The organism is Staphylococcus sp. AS1337, assembly GCF_051408735.1.
Taxonomy (GTDB): Bacteria; Bacillota; Bacilli; order Staphylococcales; family Staphylococcaceae; genus Staphylococcus; species Staphylococcus xylosus_B.
The window spans coordinates 181,032-206,651 of the sequence record NZ_JBOIHZ010000002.1 but is presented as its reverse complement, the minus strand read 5'-3'; the positions used below and the strand labels follow the sequence as shown (position 1 = coordinate 206,651).

Annotated in this window: 25 protein-coding genes and 1 other RNA gene; 2 read left to right on the top strand and 24 right to left on the bottom strand. The window is 33.1% G+C overall.

The window, feature by feature from the left end:
• Position 1: 1 nt before the first annotated feature.
• The 19 genes from pxpA to sal form a co-directional block, all read right to left on the bottom strand.
• Entirely contained in the window at positions 2–760 is a 759-nt protein-coding gene (gene pxpA, locus ACSUE0_RS03695; protein WP_119613916.1) for a 5-oxoprolinase subunit PxpA, read from the bottom strand.
• Positions 757–2,118: an acetyl-CoA carboxylase biotin carboxylase subunit gene (locus ACSUE0_RS03690; RefSeq protein ID WP_436956147.1), complete on the bottom strand. Its 1,362-nt coding sequence runs from the start codon at positions 2,116–2,118 to the stop codon at positions 757–759. Before ACSUE0_RS03690 ends, pxpA begins: the two co-directional genes overlap by 4 nt.
• 21 nt (positions 2,119–2,139) lie before the next feature.
• The gene (locus ACSUE0_RS03685; RefSeq protein WP_119613914.1) at positions 2,140–2,580 is read right to left on the bottom strand and encodes an acetyl-CoA carboxylase biotin carboxyl carrier protein; all 441 of its coding nucleotides are present in this window, start codon (positions 2,578–2,580) and stop codon (positions 2,140–2,142) included.
• A gap of 2 nt (positions 2,581–2,582) precedes the next feature.
• Entirely contained in the window at positions 2,583–3,581 is a 999-nt protein-coding gene (locus ACSUE0_RS03680) for a biotin-dependent carboxyltransferase family protein (protein ID WP_436956145.1), read from the bottom strand.
• A 1-nt stretch (position 3,582) separates the two neighbouring features.
• Positions 3,583–4,305 (bottom strand): 5-oxoprolinase subunit PxpB, encoded by a 723-nt coding sequence (pxpB, locus tag ACSUE0_RS03675; RefSeq protein ID WP_436956436.1) that lies wholly within the window; start codon positions 4,303–4,305, stop codon positions 3,583–3,585.
• 304 nt (positions 4,306–4,609) lie between these two features.
• Positions 4,610–5,086, bottom strand: coding sequence for a transcription elongation factor GreA (gene greA / locus ACSUE0_RS03670; RefSeq protein WP_119613911.1), 477 nt, complete (start codon positions 5,084–5,086; stop codon positions 4,610–4,612).
• A 27-nt stretch (positions 5,087–5,113) separates the two neighbouring features.
• Positions 5,114–5,737, bottom strand: a complete 624-nt coding sequence (gene udk / locus ACSUE0_RS03665) for a uridine kinase (protein ID WP_119613910.1) — start codon at positions 5,735–5,737, stop codon at positions 5,114–5,116.
• The gene (locus ACSUE0_RS03660; RefSeq protein WP_436956143.1) at positions 5,737–7,005 is read right to left on the bottom strand and encodes a peptidase U32 family protein; all 1,269 of its coding nucleotides are present in this window, start codon (positions 7,003–7,005) and stop codon (positions 5,737–5,739) included. Before ACSUE0_RS03660 ends, udk begins: the two co-directional genes overlap by 1 nt.
• Positions 7,006–7,018: 13 nt before the next feature.
• Entirely contained in the window at positions 7,019–7,942 is a 924-nt protein-coding gene (locus ACSUE0_RS03655; RefSeq protein WP_436956141.1) for a peptidase U32 family protein, read from the bottom strand.
• On the bottom strand, positions 7,939–8,580 hold the full coding sequence (locus ACSUE0_RS03650) for an O-methyltransferase (protein WP_436956139.1): 642 nt from the start codon (positions 8,578–8,580) through the stop codon (positions 7,939–7,941). The genes ACSUE0_RS03655 and ACSUE0_RS03650 overlap by 4 nt, the downstream gene beginning before the upstream one ends.
• Positions 8,581–9,233: 653 nt before the next feature.
• Entirely contained in the window at positions 9,234–9,560 is a 327-nt protein-coding gene (locus ACSUE0_RS03645) for a DUF1292 domain-containing protein (protein WP_017724645.1), read from the bottom strand.
• A gap of 16 nt (positions 9,561–9,576) precedes the next feature.
• Complete coding sequence (gene ruvX / locus ACSUE0_RS03640) at positions 9,577–10,005, bottom strand: Holliday junction resolvase RuvX (protein WP_119613906.1); 429 nt, start codon at positions 10,003–10,005, stop codon at positions 9,577–9,579.
• Positions 10,006–10,008: 3 nt separating this feature from the next.
• The gene (locus ACSUE0_RS03635) at positions 10,009–10,269 is read right to left on the bottom strand and encodes an IreB family regulatory phosphoprotein (protein ID WP_017724647.1); all 261 of its coding nucleotides are present in this window, start codon (positions 10,267–10,269) and stop codon (positions 10,009–10,011) included.
• Between the two features lie 68 nt (positions 10,270–10,337).
• Positions 10,338–12,968 carry an alanine--tRNA ligase gene (gene alaS / locus ACSUE0_RS03630; protein WP_119613905.1) on the bottom strand — a complete coding sequence of 877 codons (2,631 nt, stop codon included), beginning with the start codon at positions 12,966–12,968 and terminating at the stop codon, positions 10,338–10,340.
• Between the two features lie 349 nt (positions 12,969–13,317).
• Positions 13,318–15,705, bottom strand: coding sequence for an SF1B family DNA helicase RecD2 (gene recD2, locus ACSUE0_RS03625; protein ID WP_436956136.1), 2,388 nt, complete (start codon positions 15,703–15,705; stop codon positions 13,318–13,320).
• Positions 15,706–15,708: 3 nt separating this feature from the next.
• A complete protein-coding gene (locus ACSUE0_RS03620; protein WP_119613903.1) occupies positions 15,709–16,374 on the bottom strand; it encodes a tetratricopeptide repeat protein in 666 nt (221 codons plus the stop codon).
• Positions 16,375–16,509: 135 nt separating this feature from the next.
• Entirely contained in the window at positions 16,510–17,622 is a 1,113-nt protein-coding gene (gene mnmA / locus ACSUE0_RS03615) for a tRNA 2-thiouridine(34) synthase MnmA (protein ID WP_436956134.1), read from the bottom strand.
• On the bottom strand, positions 17,623–18,768 hold the full coding sequence (locus tag ACSUE0_RS03610) for a cysteine desulfurase family protein (RefSeq protein WP_436956132.1): 1,146 nt from the start codon (positions 18,766–18,768) through the stop codon (positions 17,623–17,625).
• Positions 18,769–18,828: 60 nt separating this feature from the next.
• Entirely contained in the window at positions 18,829–20,460 is a 1,632-nt protein-coding gene (sal, locus tag ACSUE0_RS03605) for a Sal family ABC-F type ribosomal protection protein (protein ID WP_436956130.1), read from the bottom strand.
• A gap of 288 nt (positions 20,461–20,748) precedes the next feature.
• Between sal and ACSUE0_RS03600 the strand changes: the two genes are divergently transcribed.
• The gene (locus tag ACSUE0_RS03600; protein WP_119613899.1) at positions 20,749–21,747 is read left to right on the top strand and encodes an LLM class flavin-dependent oxidoreductase; all 999 of its coding nucleotides are present in this window, start codon (positions 20,749–20,751) and stop codon (positions 21,745–21,747) included.
• Positions 21,748–22,059: 312 nt separating this feature from the next.
• Here ACSUE0_RS03600 and ACSUE0_RS03595 read toward each other — a convergent pair whose 3' ends face one another.
• From ACSUE0_RS03595 to cymR, 3 genes are all read right to left on the bottom strand, one after another.
• Positions 22,060–22,227 carry a hypothetical protein gene (locus ACSUE0_RS03595; protein WP_436956128.1) on the bottom strand — a complete coding sequence of 56 codons (168 nt, stop codon included), beginning with the start codon at positions 22,225–22,227 and terminating at the stop codon, positions 22,060–22,062.
• Between the two features lie 35 nt (positions 22,228–22,262).
• Complete coding sequence (locus tag ACSUE0_RS03590) at positions 22,263–22,445, bottom strand: CsbD family protein (protein WP_017724656.1); 183 nt, start codon at positions 22,443–22,445, stop codon at positions 22,263–22,265.
• A gap of 132 nt (positions 22,446–22,577) precedes the next feature.
• Positions 22,578–22,997, bottom strand: coding sequence for a cysteine metabolism transcriptional regulator CymR (gene cymR / locus ACSUE0_RS03585; RefSeq protein WP_017724657.1), 420 nt, complete (start codon positions 22,995–22,997; stop codon positions 22,578–22,580).
• An 86-nt stretch (positions 22,998–23,083) separates the two neighbouring features.
• Between cymR and ACSUE0_RS03580 the strand changes: the two genes are divergently transcribed.
• Positions 23,084–24,358: a replication-associated recombination protein A gene (locus ACSUE0_RS03580; RefSeq protein WP_182475171.1), complete on the top strand. Its 1,275-nt coding sequence runs from the start codon at positions 23,084–23,086 to the stop codon at positions 24,356–24,358.
• Between the two features lie 105 nt (positions 24,359–24,463).
• Here the strand turns inward: ACSUE0_RS03580 and ACSUE0_RS03575 are convergent, their stop codons facing one another.
• Both ACSUE0_RS03575 and ssrS read right to left on the bottom strand, forming a co-directional pair.
• Positions 24,464–25,234, bottom strand: a complete 771-nt coding sequence (locus ACSUE0_RS03575) for a tRNA threonylcarbamoyladenosine dehydratase (RefSeq protein ID WP_119614510.1) — start codon at positions 25,232–25,234, stop codon at positions 24,464–24,466.
• A gap of 161 nt (positions 25,235–25,395) precedes the next feature.
• Positions 25,396–25,586: non-coding RNA, 6S RNA (ssrS, locus tag ACSUE0_RS03570), on the bottom strand.
• Between the last annotated feature and the right edge of the window lie 34 nt (positions 25,587–25,620).

Sequence of the window (25,620 nt, the reverse complement as noted above, 5' to 3'; positions counted from 1 at the left end):
TTTAGCCCTCCAGCCTTGAAATAGAAATACCTTCTTTCGATAATCTTTCTCTTATTTGCGATACAAATTCAAGCGCATGCGCACCATCTCCGTGTACGCAAATAGTATCAGCTTCTATATCTATTGTATTGTTATTTTTGGTAATAACTTTTTGTGATTTTACCATATTTATAACTTGTTCGATAGCTTCATTTGTATCTGTAATAAGTGCATTGGTATCTTTCCTACTTACAAGCTGTCCATCATCTTCATAACGTCTGTCAGCAAACACTTCTGAAGCAGTTGTTAACCCTACTGATTTAGCTTCAGATATAAGCAATGTATTTGATAGTCCAACAAATATCAGTGATTCATCAAAGTCATAAACTGCTTGCGCAATTGCTTGTGCAGTTGCTTTATCTCTTGCTCCCATTTGATATAGCGCTCCATGAGGTTTGACATGATTCAATGAAACATCATGTATTTTACAAAATCCAGAAAGTGCACCAAGTTGATAAACTACAATATCGTAAATCTCATTCGGTGTAATATCCATATTTCTGCGACCAAACCCTTGCAAGTCCGGTAAACCTGGATGTGCACCAATTCCAATATTATGTTGTTTTGCGAGTGCAATCGTTTGATTCATAACATGTTGATCACCAGCATGAAAACCACAAGCAATATTTGCTGATGTAACGAGTGGGATAATATCTTTGTCACCACCAAAAGAATAATTACCAAATGCTTCACCTAAATCGCAATTTAAATCCACTTTCATTTTGTTTCCTCCTTAATGATTTGATGCCTATCTAAAAACTTGATATCTACTTCTTCAGCATTTCCTTTCGCATATAAAGGATATGATAATACAGCATATAGGAAATCTGCGGTGGTTGTAAATCCATCTATCACCATTTCATCAAGTACTACTTTCAATTTCTTAATTGCTAATTGGCGAGTCGATGATTTAACAATTACCTTAGCAACCAACGAATCATAATTAGGGGAAACTGTGTAACCATGATATAACAAACTATCTACACGAATATTAAAACCTTGTGGTAAATGTAAAGATTGGACTGTACCTGGTGAAGGTTGAAATTGTCTTTCTGGATTTTCAGCATTAATTCTTGCTTCTATTACGTGACCATCAAAAATAATATCTTCTTGATCAAATGGCAACGTACTATGCTGCATCAAATAAAGTTGCGCTTGTAATAAATCGCGATTAGCTCTCATTTCAGTTACAGTATGCTCTACTTGAATACGCGCATTCATCTCAATGAAATAGTATGCATCTTTAGTAACTAAATATTCTATTGTGCCTGCGCTCCTATAATTTGAAGCTTTTGCAACCTTAACTGCATCTAAACACATAGATTCTCTCATTTCATCAGTTATAGCTGCACACGGTGATTCTTCGATCAACTTCTGATTTTTTCTTTGTACTGAACAATCTCTTTCGCCTAAATGTATGTAATTTTCGTTTCCATCGCCTATCACTTGAACTTCAACGTGTTTTGCAACTGGTATAAAGGCTTCTACATAAATACGATCATCATCAAAATATTTTTTTCCTTCGCTTTTTGCCTCTTTAAAAGATTTAGCAAGCATATCTTCAGTTTTAACAATTCTAATTCCTTTACCGCCGCCACCACTAGCAGCTTTCAACACAAGCGGATAGCCAATTTCTTGTGCAATGCTTTGCACTTCACCAATTGATTCTACAGCTTTAGTCGATCCTGGAATAATTGGAACGCCTGCATTATCTACAGTTTGCCTTGCAGTAATTTTATCCCCCATCATTTCCATTGTTTTTTGCGTAGGGCCTATAAAGTAGATATCATTATCTTCTACTTTTCGTGCAAAAGATGAACTTTCTGATAAAAATCCATACCCAGGATGAATCGCATTCGCGCCTGTAATTTTAGCTGCACTTATAATTCTGTCCTGATTTAAATAACTTTCTAATGGGTTAGCGTCACCAATACAAACTGCTTGATCCGCTAAACTGACATGTAAACTTTTTTCGTCCCCTAGAGCGTATATTGCAACCGTTTCAATATCTAGTTCTCTACAAGCTCGAATAATTCTTACTGCAATTTCTCCTCTGTTTGCGATTAAACAACGATACATACGAACACCCCTTTTTCAAACTTATTTCACTTTTATAATCTGTTGATTATATTCAACATTAGATCCATGCTCGACAAGAATTTCATCAACCACACCAGAAACGTCACTTACTACCTCATTTAAAACTTTCATCGCTTCTATGTAACCAATCGTATCTCCTTTTTTAATTTCGTCACCAACGTTTACGGTTGGATTGGTTAACTCTTTCTCATCTTGTAAGAAAAATGTTCCGACCATAGGTGATTTGACTGATTGATAACTTGATTCATTTGTTTCACCATTAGATGTATCGTTTGAATATGCTTCGCTTGACTGATTCGATGGTTGATTTGAAACAACATTATTAGCTACACCTTCTGTAAAATCTATTGATATTTCATGTTCAAAATCTTTATAGGTGAATTTCTTAACTTCATTTGATTTAACTAATTTAATTAATTGTTCTACTTTTTCTAAATTCATTATTATTCTCCTTTAAGTAATTTATTAATTCGATTTGAAGTCTTTCTCAGTTGAGACAAATCGAAAATAGGTGCTTTTAATATTTGATTTTGCTTTTCATTAAGCTCTTGCTCTTTTTGCTTTAGCTTTTCTGTAGCTGTTGCTACCGTAATCCATTCAAACTTAATCTTTTCATTAGGCTTTTTCTGTGCAAGTATCGATAAATCGGCAGCACACACTGTTGCGATTTTAGTATAGCCACCAACCGTTTGCTTATCATTTAATAAAATAATAGGATTACCATCATTTGGAACTTGTATACTACCTAAAGCTACAGGTTCAGAAATAATATCTGCAGATTCCATTGGTGCAATTTTTTCGCCTTGTAAACGAAAACCCATGCGGTCAGATTTTTCTGAAATTTCAAAGTCTTCGTTTACTAACTTTTGTTTAGTTTCATCACTAAAGCTATCTATTTGAGGGCCTTCTATTATCTGAATTAATTCTTGGTTTAACGCCTCAACTGGACAACTCAAACCTATACGTTCTGTGTACATATTATTTTGTCGACATGTGATTACATCAGAAGACTTTAATGCTCTGCCATGATAGCCACCTATCTTACTTCTGGTGTGTGTTGAATAACTATTAGCTATTTTCGGTATTTCGAGTGGTTTTCCGAACAATATATATCCTCTTGCCCCATCAACAACTGTGCTTATTTTTAATTCATCACCCTTCTTAACAAAAATAACTGTTTGATGAGAGATAGCTTGATCGTTTAATGTCGCTTCAAAAAGCCCACCTGTTAACACAAATGTATTATCCTTTAGAAATTGTATTGTTGGCCCAATTATAGTGAATTCAATGGCCGGTCCATCATTACCTATTAATGTATACCCTATTCTTAAAGCGTAAGTATCTAGAGCACCAGCTGTTGAGAAACCTTGATCTTGATAACCAACTCTACCTAAGTCTTGAACTGTACTAAATAAGCCAGGATTTAATATTTTAATACTCATACTATATATTCACCCACTTTGAAATTTCGAAATCATCTTGTAGTTGTGACTGTTGTATATGCTTAAACGTTTCTTCATCAATTGAATAAAACTTAATTGTATCTCCTGAATTATACAAGCACATTGGAGAGCGATTGATATCGAATACTCGAATTGGTGTGCGACCAATTATCTGCCATCCCCCAGGCGATTCCATTGGATATAAACCAGTTTGATTATTAGCAATACCAACTGAACCGGCAGGTATACTTGTTCTTGGTTCTTGCCTTCTTGGAGTATGTAATTGTGGATTCAAACCTCCTAAAAATGGAAAACCAGGCATAAAGCCAAGCATGTATATTAAATATGTATTTTCTGTATGTAATTGCACAACTTCTTCTTCTGATAAATTATTATATGAAGCAACTTCACTTAAATCTTGACCATATTCTCTGCCGTAAAAGACAGGGATATTGATTTGCTTAGCTCCTCTACTTGTATGCGCTTCCATTTTATTGTCTAATTGATCCAATTTAAGTTCTTCAACTACTTGGTTAACATCACATTGTGCGATATCAATACTAAGCATAATTGCTCTATAGCTCGGTACAATATCTATAATAGCAGGATGTTTTTGATTTATAATATACTGTCTGATCTGTTGAACTTTATTAAAAATATGATGATTTATTTGAGCTTCGAAATAAATCATAATAGTTTGTTCATTTATTAATTTATACTCCAGAAACGTATCCCCCTTTATGCTTTCTACAATTAATTTTAAATAAAAACTTAATTACGTGATTAACAATATCATTATATCATTCAGTTTATTTTCCTGTTTAATAGTAAATAATTATCAATAATAATAATAAATGCAAATACATAAAATCCTTAATATTTAATTATTAAGTAGAGTCATTTTTTATAAATACACTATAAAATAACTTTTAACGTTTTTTAAATACTATCCATAAGTATAGAAATACTACAATATATTTTAAGTACCCCCCAGCAGTACGAGCACTACTAGGGGGTACTTAATTATATTATTTAATATTAACAATTTTCACGTTGATTTCTCCACCATTTGGTAATGGTACACGTACTTCATCATCTAATTTTTTCCCAATTAAGCTTTTTGCCATTGGTGATTCGTTAGAGATTTTTCCTTTAAATGCATCAGATTCTGCAGAACCGACAATTTGATATTCTTCTTCTTCATCACCAGGTAGTTCTACAAAAGTTACAGTTTTACCTAATTGCACTTGGTTATTATCACCATTATCTTCAATAATAAGTGCATTACGCAACATATGTTCTATACGTTGGATATCTTGTTCAATAAAACCTTGTTCATCTTTAGCGGCATCATACTCTGAGTTCTCTGATAAATCTCCGAAAGAACGTGCAACTTTAATTTTTTCCACGACTTCAGGTCGCTTAACTGTTTTTAACTCTTCAAGTTCGTTTTCTAACTTTTCAAATCCTTCTTGAGTCATTGGATATTGTTTTTGATTTTCCATTATGTCATCTTCCTTTACATATAAATACTATTGTTTACTTACTAAAGTTTGAATCTTAGTTGTCATTATATCGATTGCTACTTTATTACTTCCACCCTCTGGAATAATAATATCTGCGTATCTTTTTGTAGGTTCTATAAATTGATTGTGCATTGGTCGAACTACATTTAGATATTGATTGATTACAGAATCCATTGTACGTCCTCTTTCTTCAGTGTCCCTAAGAAGACGTCTTAATATGCGTAAATCAGCATCTGTATCGACATAAATTTTTACATCCATTAAATCTCTTAATGTTTTGTTTTCAAGCGCAAATATACCTTCTACGATAATAACATCTTTTGTCTCAAATGCAATCGTTTCCTCACTTCTTGTATGATTAGTATAATCGTATGTTGGCACTTCAACCTGTTTACCATTTCGTAAGTCGGTTAAATTTTCAATTAACAAGTCATTATCAAAAGCGAAGGGATGGTCATAATTGGTTTCCAAACGTTCATCAAAAGTTAAATGCGATTGGTCTTTATAATAATAGTCTTGAGCCAATAGTGCAACACTATGACCTTCTAAATTTTTCATAATTTCATTTGTGACTGATGTTTTACCTGATCCAGACCCACCAGCTATACCGATTATTGTTGTACTTTTCATTATCCAATTTCCTTTCTCATCATGTTATTTGCATAAATTGGATGATTAACTTTAATTTGCACAATTTGTAATGGGTGACGGGCAGCATCAAGTTCATTACCCTCTTCGTCATAAATTGTCTCTACAACTTGTCGAAAAGTCTCAATTTCTGGGCCGAAAAATTCTATTTCTTGTCCAGGCTCAAATTTATTTCGTTGTTGAATCGTTGCAATCTTAGTTTTCTCATCATAATCTAATACTAACCCACAGAAGTCATAAGCTGAATTTTTCTTATTCTGATGTCCAAACATTTGCTCTTCATAACCAGGTGTACCTTCTATAAAAGCAGAAGCAGTATCTCTGTTGGCACATTTATCTAATTCTATCAACCATTCTGGTTTGATTTTGAAATTTTGAGGGTCATTGGCATAAGCATCAATCACTTTTCTATAAACAGAAACAACTGTAGCAATATAGTGAATTGATTTCATGCGCCCTTCTATTTTCAATGAATCAACACCAATATCCATCATATTTGGAATAGATTCTATTAATTTTAAATCTTTCGGGCTCATTGCAAATGGTGTGACTTCCTCATCTCCATAATATAAGTCTAATTCTCCGTCAGCTTCCACTTGCAGTAAATCATAATCCCAACGACAACTTTGACAACAACCACCTCTGTTTGAATCTCTTGCAGTCATATGATTACTTAAAGTACATCTACCTGAATAAGCAATACACATAGCTCCATGTATAAATGATTCAATCTCAATGTCTACTTGCTCTTTCATTTCTTTCATTTCCATTGCACCGGTTTCACGTGCTAAAACAACTCTGTCTAGACCTTCGTCTTTCCAAAATTCAACCGCTTTATAATTTGAAAGAGATTGTTGTGTAGATAGATGAATTTCTAGTTCTGGCGCAACATTTTTACAAGTCTCAATAATTAACGGGTCTGCAACAATGATTCCTGTAACACCCGCCAATGCTAAGTCACGTAAATAGTCATCTAGACCTTCCATGTTTTCATCATGAGCGATTATATTCGTAGTAACATAAATTTTAGCATTATATCGTTTGGCAAATTCAACGCCTTCTTTTATTTCTGCTAATGTAAAATTATCGGCGTTTGATCTTAAACCATATGCTTGTCCACCCAAGAAAACAGCATCTGCACCATAATGTACGGCTATTTTCAGTTTTTCTAAATTTCCAGCTGGTGCAAGAAGTTCAGGCTTTTTTATTTTAGGTATATGTTGAATATTAATTTCTTCTAAAATTTCCACTGTTCAACCTCCATTAATATACCGTTTGTTTATATAAGAATCCTTCATCAAATGGACGATGTTCTGGTTGTATTGCTTCAATTGGATCAACAAGCATAAATTTTTCGTCATCATAAGCTTCAGGATCTTCATTATATAAATCAATGGCTTCTCTATATTGTTCAGTACACACATTTATATATTCTTCTGACTGTAACACACCATCTATTTTCAATGCATCTATACTAGCCTCTAATAATGGTTCTAATTCTTCTATTAAACATATATCATGCGGAGACATAATATGTGTGCCATTATAATCTTCGAAGACTGGATATTTGTTATCACGTTCTTCGTCATATAATAATAATTCATCAGCTACTAGATTACGCTCAATCTTTAATTGTCGTTCTTGAAATGTGTAATAATTGCCTAACAACATGCGCTTAGATTGAAACATACATGTCATACCATGTACTTGTACTTCAATTTCCACATTTGCATTAGCTTTTATATTTAGGATTTCTTCTAAATTCAACTCTCTTGCTAATTGAGCACGTTTGGCTCCTTTTTTCCCCCAGTAATTGCACTGAAAATAATTTGTCACTAACGTTTCCGCATCCCAATTTAGTGGAATCGGATTATCCTGATTTTTAACAAACATAATTACAGCAGGGTCACCAAAAATAATACGATCTACTTTAATTTCGTGCAAAAATTCTATATAGGATTTAACGGCATTTAAATGATAGTTGTGAAAAAGCCCATTCACAGCTGCATAAACCTTTTTATCATTACTGTGTGCCAAATTTACAGCTTCTCGCATAGCCTCTCTATTAAATTCACCAGCAAGCCTCAATCCAAATTTCTGCTCGCCTATCACAAATGCATCAGCGCCTTTTTCAATCAACACTTCAATATGTTTAACAGATTTGGGTGTAACTAATAATTCTGTCATTGTGATTCTCCTTTAATTGAAATTGCTAAACCATCATCTATGTTTAAAAAATTAGTTGTATAGCCTTCATGATTAATTAACCATTCGTTATACTCTATTACTTTTTTAACCATTTGACGTACATTACGTGTGCGTACCACAGATATATCCGAAACAAAACCGTGATATAGAACATTATCTGTAATAACAACACCGCCATCTTTTAAGATAGGCGTATAAAGTTCAAAAAATTTCTTTGATTGTGCTTTAGCAGCATCAATAAATATCATATCGTATGTTTGACCGTTCACCTTATTGAACTGTTCTAACGCATTGCCTTCTATTATATTTACTTGGTTATTAAAACCATATAATTCTATATTTTCTTTTGCTTTATTTATCATTTCTTCATCACGTTCTATTGTTGTCACTTGAATTTCTTTAGATATCGAAGCAAATTGCATTGCGCTATAGCCAATGGCAGTACCAATTTCTAATATGTTTGTTGGTTTATGTAATCTGATTACTTGTTTTATCATCTCAAGCGTCAGTCTATCTACAATTGGGACATTATTTTCCTCTGCAAACGTTCTTAGAGTTTCTATGTTTTCATCTGTTTGCTTGTGCAAATTTAATAAATAGGATTGATTATTATCCATTTCTTCATAACTTCCTTTGTTGTAAAATCATACTTTGGATTCAAGCAATAAAATAAATCAGTCATTTAGTGACTGATTAAATAATTTAAACAAAATATTAAATCCTAAATTCAATATGCGTATTTATTTTAATTATGATTCAGTATAAAATTTTTTCTTTTATGTATGTACGCACAAATTTAACTTTATATATTTTATCACAAACACATAGATAATATAAGTGTAAAGTCACAGCGAATACTAAATTTAAAAATAGAATTATAATACATGTCATTGTTTTATCTATTTTTCATAAGTATTTAGTACTGTATTTTCCATTGGTAATAAAATTAAAATCATGTCATAAACATGATTTAAAAAACGCCTCGCTTTAATGTTATAATATAGAAATTTCACGGTATAGAACAACATATTTCTTTGCATAAAATTACATATTCTACTAACGTACTAATAACTGAGAAATATAACTGAGGAGGATTATAGTACCGACTATAAGCTCAAAATCAGATCCAAAGGAACTATATGTGTTCAAACTTATAAGATTTTAAATATAAAAGAGAGCTAATCCCTAATGGGTTAGCCCTCTTATTTTGAGAATAGGTATTTTAACCCCAAACTCTTATGCTTTTCGCATTTTAATTAATTACTATTTATTATTCGTGGTCGTGATCATGATCGTCCATTTCAGTATTAACTACTTCTTCAATCATGTCCCACTCTTCATCTGTTTCTACAGGTAAGAATTTACCACCTTCACCATTTTCATCTGGTTCATTAATCATTGGTACCAATTCTATTAAATCATCATCATCAGATTCTGCGCCTTCTTCAGCAAGAATCACATATTCTTTTTTAAATTCTGGGTGGAAGAATTCTAATACTTTACGATATAAGACTTCATTACCTTCCTCATCGTATAGAGTAAGTAATTCCTCTTCGTTGTTAATTTCTAATTGAGAATCGTGATTGTGTTCGGTCATAATTAAACGCTCCTTTTTATTGTAATGAGTCTAAATAGCCTTGCAATATAAAAACCGCAGCCATTTTATCAATTACTTTTTTTCGTTTCTGTCTAGAAACATCTGCTTCAAGCAGTGAACGTTCTGCAGCCATAGTGCTTAAGCGTTCATCCCACATGATTATCTCTAATGATGGCAGTGCTTCTTGAAGTTGCTCCTTGTATTGTAACGAAGCCTCGCCTCGAAATCCAATAGAATTGTTCATATTTTTTGGTAATCCGATAATTACGGTACCAACTTTCTCTTTTTGTATAATATCTACAAGTTGATTTATACCTAATTCATTTTTTTCTTCGTCTATACGGAGTGTATCTAATCCTTGGGCTGTCCAACCCATAAGATCACTTATTGCAATGCCAACAGTTTTACTACCTACATCTAAACCAACGATTTTATGTTTTAACATAAATTAGTTAGTTTTCTCTTGTAAGTAACTAGAAACTAATTCTTCCATAATATCATCACGATCAATGCGACGTATTTGATTTCTAGCTTCATTATGACGTGGAATATAGGCAGGATCACCTGATAGTAAATAACCTACGATTTGATTTACTGGATTATATCCTTTTTCTTTCAACGTATTATAGACATTTTGTAACACTGTTTTGACATCTTCTTTTGGAATTTCATCATAATTAAATTTCATTGTTTTATCAAAATTTTCCATGTACAACACTCCTTTTGTATCGAGATAAAAAAGTTCTTATTCTCATTCTACATGAGAATGGCTTGAAGTTATAGCGATTTAATGTAATCTTTAATAAATCGTAATGCTTCTGTTATGTTTTCTGGCTGAGTTCCGCCACCTTGAGCCATGTCTGGGCGACCTCCACCTTTACCACCTACAATTGGTGCCATATTTTTAATGATATCACCAGCTTTTACTCTATCAGTAAACGCTTTTGGTACAGTTGCTACTAAAGATACTTTGCCGTCTACATTACTAATAAGTACTATCACTGTATCTTGTAATTTTGATTTGAAGTCGTCCATCGTTTCACGTATAGCTTTAGCATTAGGCACTTCAACTTCGGTAGCAAGGAATTTCAAACCGTTAATTTCTTCAACTTGGTTTGTAAGGTCTCCCATTTTCAGTGAAGTAACTTCTTTATTTTTTTGTTCTAGTTGTTTCACTAATTCTTTTTCTTCTGTTTGCATTTGTATTACTTTATCTAATACTTGGTCATCTGTTTTAACTTTTACTTGAGTTTTAACAGCATTAAATTGCGTTTGTATCGTTTCTAAATATAGAAAAGCTGATTTACCAGTTAAAGCTTCTATTCGTCTAACTCCAGCACCAGTACCAGATTCACTTACGATTTTAAATAGACCGATTTCAGAAGTGTTATTAACATGAATACCGCCACACAACTCAATTGAGAATGGTGCCATATTTACTACTCTGACTACATCACCGTATTTCTCACCAAATAATGCCATAGCACCAATTTGTTTAGCTTCTTCTATAGGCATTTCTTGGATGTTAACTTCAATGCTGTTCCATATTTCTTCATTAACTCTGCGTTCCACTTGATCAATTTCTTCTTGAGTCATAGGACCGAAATGTGAAAAATCAAATCTTAAACGCTCTGCTTCAACCAATGAGCCAGCTTGGTTAACGTGTTCGCCCAACACTTCTTTTAGTGCTGCATGTAATAAATGTGTTGCACTGTGGTTTTTCTTAATTGCACTACGGTCTTTATGGTTAACACTTGCAGACACTTCTGTATTTGTTTTTACTGTACCAAATTGAATCTCACCTTTGTGTAAGTTTTGACCATTAGGTGCTTTCGTAACTTCAGTTACTGCAATTTCAAAGTTTTCATTACTTACTTTACCTTGATCGGCAACTTGACCACCACTTACTGCATAAAATGGCGTCTCTTTAAGGATGAAATAAACAATCTCACCAGCTTCTGCAGTATCAACTAATTCGCCATTATGAATGATATCAGTTATTGTAGTAGCTCTGTCCATTACATCATAACCAACAAACTTACTTTCAGTCGTAATTTTCTTCAACACTTCACTTTGCACTTGCATTGATTGTGAATTTTGTCTTGCTTGTCTAGCTCTATCTCTTTGTTGCTGCATTTCAGATTCAAATGTGGCCATATCTACTGTTAAATTTTCTTGTGTTGCAATCTCTTCAGTTAGTTCTACAGGGAACCCGTAAGTATCATACAGTTTAAAAGCATCTTTACCACTAATTTCATTAGATTGTTCTTTTGCTTGAGCCACAAGATTATTTAAAATAGCGAGCCCTTCTTCTAATGTTTCGTGGAAACGTTCTTCTTCAGATTTGATTACACGTTTAATAAAATCAGACTTTTCTTTTACGTTTGGATAATACGGTTCCATAATATCAGCAACTATATCAACTAATTGATACATAAATGGTTCATTGATATCTAAAGATTGGCTAAATCTTACAGCACGACGTAACAAGCGACGTAATACATAACCACGACCCTCGTTAGCTGGTAATGCACCATCAGCAATTGCAAATGCAATCGTACGAATATGATCTGATATAACTTTAAATGCAACATCATATGCATCTTTTTCTAAATATTTTTTCCCTGATAGTGTTTCTACTTCACGGATTATTGGCATGAATAAATCTGTTTCATAATTTGTACGTACATTTTGAGCTAATGATGCCATTCTTTCTAATCCCATACCCGTATCAATGTTTTTATTTGGGAGTGGTGTGTATGTGTGGTCTTTATTATGGTTAAATTCACTAAACACTAAATTCCACACTTCAAGGAAACGCTCATTCTCTCCACCTGGATACATTTCTTCAGCCGGATCATCTTTACCATAACTATCTCCACGGTCATAGAAAATTTCTGTATTAGGTCCTGAAGGACCTTCACCAATGTCCCAGAAATTTCCTTCAATTCTAATAATTCTACTTTCCTCTAAGCCAATGTCCTCATTCCATATACGATACGCTTCAATATCTTCTGGATGTACAGTCACATATAACATTTTAGGGTCCATTGCCATCCATTTCTCACTAGTTAAAAATTCCCATGCAAATTCAATTGCTTCTTTTTTAAAATAATTACCAATTGAGAAATTACCTAACATTTCAAAAAATGTATGATGACGTGCAGTAAACCCTACATTTTCAATGTCATTTGTTCTAATTGCTTTTTGTGAATTCACAATACGTGGTTTTCTTGGCGTTTCCCTACCATCAAAATATTTTTTTAACGTTGCTACACCAGAATTAATCCATAGTAAAGAATCATCATCAATTGGAACTAATGGTGCTGATGGTTCAACCATATGACCTTGTTCTACAAAATAATCGATAAAATTTTGTCTAATTTCACTTGCTTTTAAGTTTTTCATACCTTAAATTTCCTCCATCTCAACTCAAGTTATAACAGTAATTCATAAAAAACGAAAATAAAAAACGCCCATCCTCATAAAAGGGACGAACGTTTCGCGGTACCACCCTAGTTATAAGCATCAGTAAATCTTTATAGACGTCATTGTTAAAATTATTGCAATTCAACAGTCTTAACAAATTTACTAACATACACTTATCACTCAATTAGTTATTATGCTTACTGACACAAAGTAGCTTTCAACTATATTCATTGTACTTTTCACCGACCAGTACATCTCTAGGGATAAAACATAGTTTACTTATCTTCATGCGAAGTTATTTATATTGTATTTATTTTCAGCGACAATGTCAATCTTCAACGAAGTCATATGGGGAAAACTCCCCCATATTAATCATAGGATTTATTTTAAATATATTTTCTTCAGACAATATAATATCTGAATCAAAGGATTTACTGACATCAGCACTTTCAGTTTCTTCATCATTATTAAAATATGCTTGAAGAAAAGCACATAATTGTGTCATTCTCACTTGGCCATGCGTCTTTAGGCCAATATCAAATGCTTGTGGATCTCCTAAGAACACAAGTGACTGTTTAGCACGTGTTAAACCTGTATATAATATAGGTTTTTGAAGCATTCTAAAGTACTGTTTAACCATTGGCATAATAACGATTGGAAATTCTGAACCTTGTGACTTATGAATTGATGTACAATAAGCGTGTGTTAATTCCATTAAATCTTGCCGAACAAATGTAATCTCGTTACCTTCAAAATCAACTACCAAAACATCTTTGTTTAACGCATTTTCTTTAGCCCAGAAGATACCTACAATAACTCCAATATCACCATTAAATATATTATCGCTTGGTCGGTTAACAAGTTGTAATACCTTATCACCTTTTCTAAAAACAATGTCACCAAACTCAATTTCTCGAGTATCCTGTTCTTTAGGATTCAAGATATCTTGTAATACTGTATTTAGTTTCTTTATACCTGCAGATCCTTTATACATCGGAGCTAATACTTGAATATCACTCATATCATAACCTTTATTCACTGCACTTGATACTACTTTTTCAACAACAGAGGGTATCTGTTCTGTTGTACAGTTTATAAAATTACGATCATGAAAACGTTGTGTAATATCAATTTCTTCTCCTAGCTTCATCCTATGCGCTAATTCAATAATACTTGAACCATCTTGTTGACGGTAAACTTCAGTTAAATTCACACGAGGAATCACTTTCGAATCAATTAAATCCTTAAATACTTGACCCGGTCCAACAGATGGCAATTGATCCTCATCCCCGACTAGTATAACTTGCGCATCGATAGGTACAGCACTTAAAAATTGATGAAATAACCATGTATCAACCATTGACATTTCATCAATTATGATAAGTTTTGCAGAAATTTCATTGTCTAATATATCTTCTGGTTGCGTATCTTGATTCCAACCTATTAGACGATGTATCGTCATAGCCTCCAAACCAGTTGACTCTGATAAACGCTTCGATGCTCTTCCGGTTGGCGCACCTAGAACTACTGGATAATCATCATTTTGATAATCGTCATAATCTAATGATAAACCATGCAACTCTGCATACAGTTCAACAATTCCTTTAATAACAGTAGTTTTTCCTGTACCTGGACCACCTGTCAGCAACATTATTTTAGAGTTAATCGCTGTTTGCAAGGCTTCTCTTTGCGAATCTGCATAAGTCACTTTATTGCGATCTTCAATTTCACCGATTTCAAGCAGTAAATCAGATTGCTCTATTTCTTTAAGTTTGTTTGTATAAGTAAAATTACGGTATAAATTTTGTACGCTTTTCAGTTCTGAATAATACAGACTTGGAATAGCGACTTCATTTTCTTGCTGGATTAATTTAGTGTCATTTACTAAATCCTGTAAAACTTGCTCAAGTTGCTGTGTTTCTATTAATTCAGCTGGTGGTTGTGATAACATATCTTGAGTCATCTCTAGTACATTATGAGTTGGTAAATAAGTATGGCCTTGTTTTATGCATTCTTCTTCTAGCACATAAAGTAAACCTGCTTTAAGACGTTCTGCATCGTTAAATTGAATGCCGACATTACGCGCTAATGTGTCCGCCTTATTAAAACCAATACCTTTGACGTCATATACAAGTTGATAAGGCTTGTTTTCAACTACGTTGAGCGTTTCGCCTAAATATGCTTGGTATATTGCCATTGCTAGCTTAGGTCCAAAACCTAAATCATGAAGACGAATAATAATTTGTTCTGTTTCTTGATTACTTGCGATTTGTTCAGCAATTTGTTTTTGTTTCTTTTGGGGTAAGCTAGGTACTTTTTCTAATACAGTTGGATCATTTAATATGTCACTAATTGCATTTTCACCTAATTTATTTACAATACTTTGTGCTGTTTTTTTACCTATTCCTTTAAAAAGATCACTGGATAAATAACTTATAATTGCTTCTTTCGTTTGTGGTAACTCTTTTTCAAATGTTTCAGCCTTTAATTGTTTACCATATTTCGCATGCGTAACGACTTGGCCTTTAAATGTATAAACGTCACCTTCTGCAATATCTGGGAAAAACCCTACAATTGTAGGCATTGAATCGAATGTCTCGTTGGATTCAATCGTATCAACTTTTAAAACCGTATAAAAATTTTCTTTGTTTTGAAACAAAATCGCATCAACGGTCCCTTTAATCATTGAATTATTAAATAGTGTAGGGTTTTCCATAAGTTATTCCTCCTCTGCGATAGATTTAAAAGTTTTAATAGCATGGTGGCTCATGACATGATCTGGATTGGCATCGACAGCCGCTTCAAAGTGACGAATAGCTTCGTCAGTATTCTCCGTTTGCATATAAGTCGCTAAACCTAAATTATAAAGAGCATCTGCATGTTTTTTATCGATTGCTAATACTCGGTTTAGCTGGTCAATAGCTGGTTCAAACATTTCTAAATGACATAACACAAGTCCGTATTGGAATTGTACCTCAGCATCATCACGGTTATCTTGTTCCGCTGCAGTCATTAAGAATGGTAAAGCTTCGTTAAATGCCTCTAGTTGATTGAAAGACATTCCAATCATGTAATTTGTATCAACTTTATCAACGTTAAATTTCAGCGCTTGTTGGTATAATTTTATCGCTTCATTAAAACGACCTTCATTGTAATATACATTACCTAAATTATAATAAATTGCACCGTTTTCCGGATCTAAAGTGATTGCTCTTTGAAAGAATTTTTCAGCTTTTCCTACTTCTCCCGCTTCAGCCAATAATATTCCGGCATTTATGTAATTTTCAACTTCTTTTGGACTAGCTTCTATATTTTCAAATAATGCTTTAAGCGCTTCTTCGAAATTACCCTGTTTAATTAATTTATATATTTGCTCTTGATTCAACTTTAACCCTCTTTTCTGACTATTAATTATAACATTTACTCATTTTTTTGAAATATTAATTTCAAAAAAAGAAATCGCTAGATACTATATTATATAGTCTACTAACGATTTCTAAATAATACTTCATCTTTTGGTTTATAAAACGTAACTTAATTGTCCAGATTCTTTGAAAACATCATCAATTGTAGCACCACCAAGACAGACATCACCATCATAAAGTACAACAGATTGACCAGGCGTAATCGCACGAACAGGTTCATCGAATACTACACGAATTGCGTTATCACTCTCTTTTTGTACAAATACTTTGGTATCTTTTTGACGGTATCTGAATTTTGCAGTACATTCAAATCCATTTTCCAGGTCAACATCATTTACAAATGAGATATCTGATGCAATCAAGTAATCACTGTACAATGCTTCATGGTGGAAACCTTGTTCAACATATAATATGTTATCATTTAAGTTTTTACCAACTACAAACCATGGATCACCGTCTCCACCAATACCTAGGCCATGACGTTGTCCAATTGTATAATACATTAGTCCAGCATGCGTACCAATCTTTTCACCTTGTAGTGTTCGCATTTCTCCAGATTGTGCTGGTAAATATTGTGAAAGAAATTCTTTGAAATTACGTTCCCCAATAAAACAAATACCTGTTGAATCTTTCTTTTTAGCAGTTGCTAAATTTTGTTCTTCAGCAATACGACGTACTTCTTTTTTATCGATATCACCTATTGGGAACATTACACGAGATAATTGATCTTGTGATAATTGGTTTAAGAAATAAGTTTGATCTTTATTGTTATCCACGCCTCTTAACATTTCAACGTGTCCATCCTCATGACGACGCACACGTGCATAATGACCAGTAGCAACATAGTCAGCACCAAGTTTTAATGCGTGTTCTAAAAATGCTTTGAATTTAATCTCTTTATTACACATTACATCAGGATTTGGCGTACGTCCTTTTTTATATTCATCTAGGAAATACGTAAATACTTTATCCCAGTATTCTTTCTCAAAATTCACTGCATAGTATGGGATATCTAATTGATTGCATACTGCGATGACATCATTATAATCTTCAGTAGCTGTACATACGCCATTTTCATCTGTATCATCCCAATTTTTCATGAATATACCTATGACATCATAACCTTGTTCTTTTAACAAATGTGCTGTAACGGAACTATCTACGCCACCAGACATCCCGACAACAACTCGTGTATCTTTATTTGACACTTACACGTCCTCCTTAAATTTATGATAAATTTTATGAATTTCTGTAGCTATATATTTTATTTCTTGTTCAGTTGTTTGTTCATTAAAACTAAATCTTACCGAATGTTTTGCTCGATTATTTTCTTCATCATACATTGCTTGTAATACATGTGATGGTGTTGTAGTCCCTGCAGTACAAGCTGAACCTGATGAAACATATATATTGGATAAATCTAATAAAGTTAGCATTGTTTCTACATCTATAAATGGTAAATATAAATTTACAATGTGACCAGTTGAATCTGTCATAGAACCATTTAATTCAAATGGGATTGAGCGTTCTTGTAATGAAACCAAGAATAAATTTTTAAGATTCATTAAATGGACATTGTTTTCGTCTCTATATTGGTTTGCAAGCGTAACAGCTTCAGCTAATCCAACAATTTGTGGTAAATTTTCAGTTCCAGCTCTACGTTTAGCCTCTTGTTCTCCACCTAATTGTTGATATTTTAATGAAGTGCCTTCTTTTAGTAGTAGTATTCCAACACCTTTAGGACCACCAAATTTATGTGCAGTAATACTCATAGCATCAATATCAAATTCATGAAAATCTATTTCTAAATGACCAATCGCTTGTACTGCATCAACATGAAACAGTGCATTAGATTTACCAACAATTTCTTCAATATCGTACATTGGTTCGACAGTACCTACTTCATTATTAACAAACATGATTGAAACTAAAATCGTCTGTTCTGTAATAGCATTTTCTAATTGCTGAAGGTTGATTATGCCTTGTTTATCAACATCTAAATATGTGACTTCAAAGCCTTCTTTTTCTAGTTGCTCAAATACATGGAGTACAGAATGGTGCTCAATTTTGGAAGTGATAATATGTTTTCCTCTGTGCATTTGGTCATAAGCCATCCCTTTAATAGCAGTGTTATTAGATTCTGTCGCACCGCTTGTAAAAATCACTTCACTTGGTTTTGCGTTAAAAGAAGATGCAATTGTACGACGTGCTTCATCTAAATACTTTCGTGCATCTCTTCCTATACTGTGAATGGAAGACGGATTACCATAATGAACAGAATAAATATCCATCATTTTATCAATTACTTCTTGCTTAACTGGTGTTGTAGCAGCATAATCTGCGTATACTTCCATGCTTGACACTCCTTAATTTTTTATCAATGTTCCAATGATAGCACCATATAATTAATTTTTCTAGTTGTCTGTTTCAAAATGACCATTTTCATCAATATCTTTAAAATCCTCTAATAATTTCATAGTGTCTTTGATATCTGATGATCGTTTACTATTCAATGACATATTTTGCAATCGCTTATTAGTGATGTGCCAGTGTGTAGCAATGATTTTTGATTGTAAATACTGATCATGTGTAACGATAAGTACTTGACCTTGAAAACTTTCAATCATTTTTAATATTAAATCTTGCGTAGCTATATCAAAATAATTGGTTGGTTCATCTAAAATAAGAAGATGTGGGTTAGAGAAATATAATAATACAAACTGCAATCTACTTTTCTCACCCATGGATAAAAATGCGATAGGTTGATTAATTTTTTCCTTATTAAAATCAAAAGAAGCTAAAATCGTTTGCGCTTCACTACGAGTCACACTGTCCAATGCCATCACCATGTCTAATGGACTGCTGTTAAAATTCAAGTTGTTATTTTGCTGGTCAAAACTAGCCATTTTAAGCGATGGCGTAATATATATATCACCTTTATCCGGTTTTATGTCTTGTTTAATCATTGCGATAAATAATGATTTGCCACTACCATTCGGACCCGTTAAAAGTATATTTTCTTTATTTTTCATTTCAAAGTTAGCATTCCTATAAATTTCCTGTTGGTTTATAGTTATACTAACATTTTCAAATCTAATTAAGCTACGCTTTCGTAAACGCGTTTGCTCATTAAAATGAAAATCCCTATTATCATTTTCGGGTGCTTCAATTTGTTTTTCATTAATCTTTTGTTTTAGTTGTGATTCCTTTACTTTAGCTTTTTGAGCTAATTTACTTAACCTTTTTTGTTGTATTGGGTCGCGCACACTAGTTGATTTTTGTGATGCTGAATGCCATTCATTCACTCGTCTAATAGTCGCTTCAAGTGCTTTGACTTCTTTTTGTTGTTTTTCATAAGCGTTGACTTGTGATTGATGAGCCAAATCTACAACTTGTTTATAATGATCATAATTACCTTGAAATTTTCTCGTTCCGTCACGTGTTATTTGATAAATGTGTGATGCCGTTTGATTGATGAAACCTCTGTGATGAGACACAAAAACGATAGTCTGTTTAGATTTATTTATATTCGTTATCAAATTATCTAGCATTGTCATATCAAGATGATTAGTAGGTTCATCAAGTAATATTAACGATTTTTTTGATAAGAATGCTTTTAATATCGCTACACGTGTTTGCTGTCCTCCGCTAAGCGACGCAACCTTTTTATCTAAGTCGATTTCCGTTAAATCAAATAATTTTGCTTGCGTAATGATTTCTTGTTCAAATTCATAGCCTTCCAATGCAACGTAATCACTTATTTTTTCATAATTATATAGTATTTCTTTTTTCAATTGAGCTAATTGTGGTTTTATAAATAGGATAAAATCCATTGCTGTCATCTCATAATAATCAGTCATATCTTGTTCCATTAAATATGCGCTTTCTTTATAAGTATCCTTAAGCGCATGCAAGAGTGTTGATTTTCCAACACCATTGTCTCCTAAAAATGCAACATGTTCTCCTTCTTCTATCTCAATTAGCACCTTATCAATCAGTATTCGTCCATACTGTTCAAATGGTTTTTGTTCATAATAAAAAGACATATCAATTCCCCCACTTTTAGGACATGACATATCTTTACCGTGTTATATATTACTTTGTATGTGGTTGCTTAAGTATTTTCACGTAATTTAGACAGGGTCATATCCCATAACTTTTATTTAAATTTAATTGGTTTGTATATTCCTTATGAGATTTATCCATTGTCTTAATTAAGCCACCTAACGTTTTAATTTCATACAAGTATAACAATGAGCAATTTCTTACGCAAGTTTTAAATCGCCTGTTATACTACTTTGTATTAACAAGCTCAAGGAGGATTACGATATAAAATGAACAATTTAAAATTATCTGCGCTTAACTTAGTACCAATTCGCGAAGGTCAAGATGATCAAGCAGCAATCAAAGATATGGTTAAACTTGCGCAAGATTTAGAAGCACTTGAATTCGAACGTTATTGGATAGCTGAACACCACAACGCTCCTAATCTAGTTAGTTCGGCAACTGCATTATTAATTCAGCACACACTAGAACATACCTCAAAAATACGTGTCGGTTCTGGTGGTATTATGTTACCAAATCATGCACCATTAGTTGTTGCAGAACAATTCGGAACAATGGAAACTGTTTTCCCAAACCGTGTAGACCTTGGGTTAGGACGCGCGCCAGGTACAGACATGATGACTGCTAGCGCTTTACGTAGAGATCAACATAACGGCGTTTATGAATTCCCTGAAGAAGTTGAACAACTTTCAACTTACTTTGGCCCAGCTAATCAGCAAGGATATGTACGTGCCTATCCAGCTGTTAATAAGCAAGTACCACTTTATATACTTGGTTCTTCTACAGATTCAGCGCATTTAGCCGCACGTAAAGGCCTACCATATGTCTTTGCTGGCCACTTTGCACCGCAACAAATGAAAGATGCGATTCAAATATATAAAGAACTATTTGAGCCATCTGACGTACTAGACAAACCTTATGTTATTGTTTGCCTTAATGCAATTGTTGCAGATACAGATGAACAAGCAGAATACTTAGCAACTACGCAAGCACAAGTAATGGTGAGCATCACTAGAGGCAGAATGCAACCTGTACAACCACCAACTGATGATTTAAAAGGGCTCTTAACGCCTACAGAATATGAAATTGCAAAACAAAGAATGCAACAATCCTTAATCGGATCTAAAGAGACAGTTAAAGTTAAAATTCAAGACTTTATCAAAGAACACGGTGAAATAGATGAACTGATGGCGATTAGTTATATTTATGATCAAGACGCACAGTTAGATTCTTATAAAAAACTGAAAACAATTGTCGAAGAGATATAATTTATTAAATAAGTACAGACTTTTCACAATTCAATGTTTAATATTCATCAAAATAGTAGTTAAGTAAGTGAATATACGAAATATAAAATTTGGGTCGTTAATACTAGAATGCCATATTCTATATTATTGCCTTCGCACTTTGTCAAAATCTATCATAAAAATTAATGCCTACTAAACAATGGAAAGCTTAAGTCTAGTTCTTATCCGATGTTAGTAGGCATTATTTATAATATTTTTTAATTGCAAATAAAAAGGGCCAAGACAACATTTTGTCCTAACCCCTCTTCATAATAATATTTTTTACAACAAATATTATTTTCTATCGTCATTTTTGTCATTTTTTTTATCGTTCTCACTGCCACCAGCGAATTTATCGATTTGTTCAGATGCTTGTTTTGCTTTTTCATTGTCTGTATCTTTTAATTTATCTGATACATTTTTTGCAGCTTCTTTTGCTTTATCTAAAAAGTTTTCCGCCATTTAAAATCTCTCCTTTATTAGTCATAAACTATAGGTTATTTTTTAAATTTATCGATAACATCATTAGCTTTATCTTTTGCATTTTCTACAAATTCTTTAGCTTTACCAGAAGTTTTATCTTCTTTACCTTCGTTTTCTAAATCTTTATTATCAGTAACGTTACCTAATGTTTCTTTCACGTTACCTTTTGCTTGTTCTACTTTGTTTTCGTCTGCCATGTAAATTACCTCCTTAATGATGTATATATTGTACTTACCACTAATTTTAATAAATAAACATCTCAAACATAGATTAATAAATATTTTCCAAAATTATTATATCATTAATGTAAAATGATACTTCTGTATAATTTAGATATAGAACATATACCCATCTAGATTATTTGTATCTTTATATTCTGCTAAATATTTTAATGATGTGTTATCTAGCACATCTCTTACTGCGTCTCTCATTCTAATCCAAAGTTGTTTTTGAGCAGGTGGTTCTGAATCAATACTTTCAACGAATGTAATTGGACCTTCTAATAAACGAATAATATCACCCGCTGTTATCTCTTCAGATGGTACTCTTAACTGGTAACCGCCTTTTGCACCACGAACACTTCGAATTAATCCGGCATTTCTCAATGGACCGACTAATTGCTCTAAATACAGATCGCTCAAATTATTTTCTTCCGCAATAGATTTTAAAGAAACACACCCTTGGCCTTCTTTTTTAGCAAGAGATATCATTAGTGTTAACCCATATCTTCCTTTAGTTGAAATTTTCATTATATTACCTCACTTAATTCGAATACTATATAATAACATTCTATCACTTTTTACGTTAATATAGAATTAGAAAGGTGTGAAACATTGTGTTAAACGAACCACTAGCTTCAAGAATGCGACCAAGCAACATTGATGAGATTATATCTCAAGGGCATTTAGTTGGTCCAAAAGGCATTATCAGAAGGATGGTAGAAACAAAAAGATTATCCTCAATGATTTTTTATGGACCACCTGGTATCGGTAAAACAAGTATTGCTAAAGCTATATCAGGAAGTACTCAATTTAAATTTCGTCAATTAAATGCAGTTACAAATACAAAAAAAGACATGCAACTTATAGTTGAAGAAGCTAAAATGTCTGGGCAAGTTATTTTATTATTAGATGAAATTCATCGTTTAGACAAAGCTAAACAAGATTTCCTATTACCACATTTGGAAGATGGAAAAATTGTTCTTATTGGGGCTACGACATCAAATCCATATCACGCAATAAACCCTGCCATCCGTTCTAGAGCTCAAATATTTGAACTTTATCCATTAGATGAAGATGACATCAAAACTTCATTGAATAGAGCTCTAAATGACGAAGAACGTGGTTTAGCAAGCTATAATCCGATTGTAGACGAAGACGCGATGACTTATTTTACAACTCAAAGTCAAGGTGACGTGAGAAGTGCTTTAAATGCACTAGAATTAGCAGTTTTAAGTTCAGACATAACGGATAATCAACGTCACATCACCTTACAAGATGCTAAAGATTGTTTACAAAAAGGAGCATTTGTAAGTGATAAAGATGGTGACATGCATTATGATGTGATGAGTGCATTTCAAAAATCAATTCGCGGTAGTGATGTAAATGCTGCACTTCATTATTTAGCGCGCTTAATTGAAGCTGGCGACTTACCTACAATCGTTAGGAGATTGTTAGTAATAAGTTATGAAGATGTAGGTCTTGCATCCCCTAATGCGGGACAACGCACATTAGCCGCTATTGAATCAGCTGAACGTTTAGGCTTTCCTGAAGCTAGAATACCCTTAAGCCAGGCTGTTATTGAACTCTGCTTATCACCTAAGTCTAATTCGGGGATCGCTGCTATTGATGCTGCTCTTTCTGATATACGCAAAGGGCGTATAGGACAAATTCCTGATCATTTAAAAGATGGTCATTATGCTGGAGCTAAAGAACTAGGACGTGCTATTGGTTATAAGTACCCTCACAGTTATGACAGTGGATTTATTCCTCAACAATATCTACCTGATAAACTAAAAAGTAGAATTTATTATGAACCGAAAACGACTTCTAAAAGTGAACAACAATTCAAATCGGTTTATGAAAACATCACCCAAGCACAACAAAAATAATAAAAACTCTAGATTTAAATTAGAAAAACAGAGATTGAGATTATTACATCTCAACCTCTGTTTTTTAAATATAAAATATTTGATAACTGCATACTAGGTATGACTTTACATTTTATCTTTAATACGTGATACAGGTATATCTTTTAAAATATCATTAACAACATAGCTGGCGCTAATCAAACCAACTACACTTGGGACAAATGCGTTAGAAGACGGTGGGATTTGACCTTTTCTCGTTGGTGCGTTTGCATCACCTACAGTATCTTTAACATCTTCTCTTATTACTATGGGACTTTCATCTGAAAATACGACAGGGATTCCTTTATATATCCCAAGTTTTTTCAATTTACGACGAATAATTTTAGCCATTGGATCCATATACGTTTCAGAAATATCAACAATCTTAAACCGTGTCGGATCTGTTTTATTTGCAGCGCCCATACTGGAAATAACAGATATGCCTCTTTCCAAGCATTCTTTCATTAAATGCACTTTATACATGATAGTATCACTTGCATCAACAAAGTAGTCAATATCATAATTATTGAACAAAGCTTCATATGTTTCTTCTGTATAAAACATATGTAATGAAGTTACTTTGCACTCAGGATTAATCAATTTTATACGTTCTTCCATCAAAGTAACTTTACTTTGTCCAACAGTAGTTGTTAATGCATGTAATTGACGATTCACATTAGTGATGTCTACATCGTCTTTATCTATTAAAATGATATGTCCAATATTAGTACGTGCTAGAGCTTCGGCAGCAAATGAGCCGACTCCTCCAACGCCTAAAATCACCACAGTTTTTTGTTTTAATAATTCTAAACCTTCTTGGCCATAAGCCAATTCATTTCTTGAAAATTGATGTTTCATGCCATTCTCCTTAATAATAAGAGCAATTAAATATAATTTGTACATTTGAAATTTTTTCTCTTATTGAATTTGATATATTTATTTTATTTCAATTTAATTAAAAATATCAAGTTTTGCATTTTATATCAAAAAAATACGCAAGACCGAAGTCTTGCGTACCGATAGAGTCCATAAGTGCCGTAGTTATAAAATGCTTGATCATTCGGCCTGCTTAAAACAGGTGGGTGCCCTGTTTCTTGTTTTGCAAGTCCTCCTAGTGAGGCGTGTGCGCTGCAAGAAAACCCATTGGGCTCCCGGATCAAAGAGTGTTAGGCCCAAATATAAAGCAAACATACGAACACTACAGATGACTATCTTATGGGATTAATAATAACACAATATTTGAA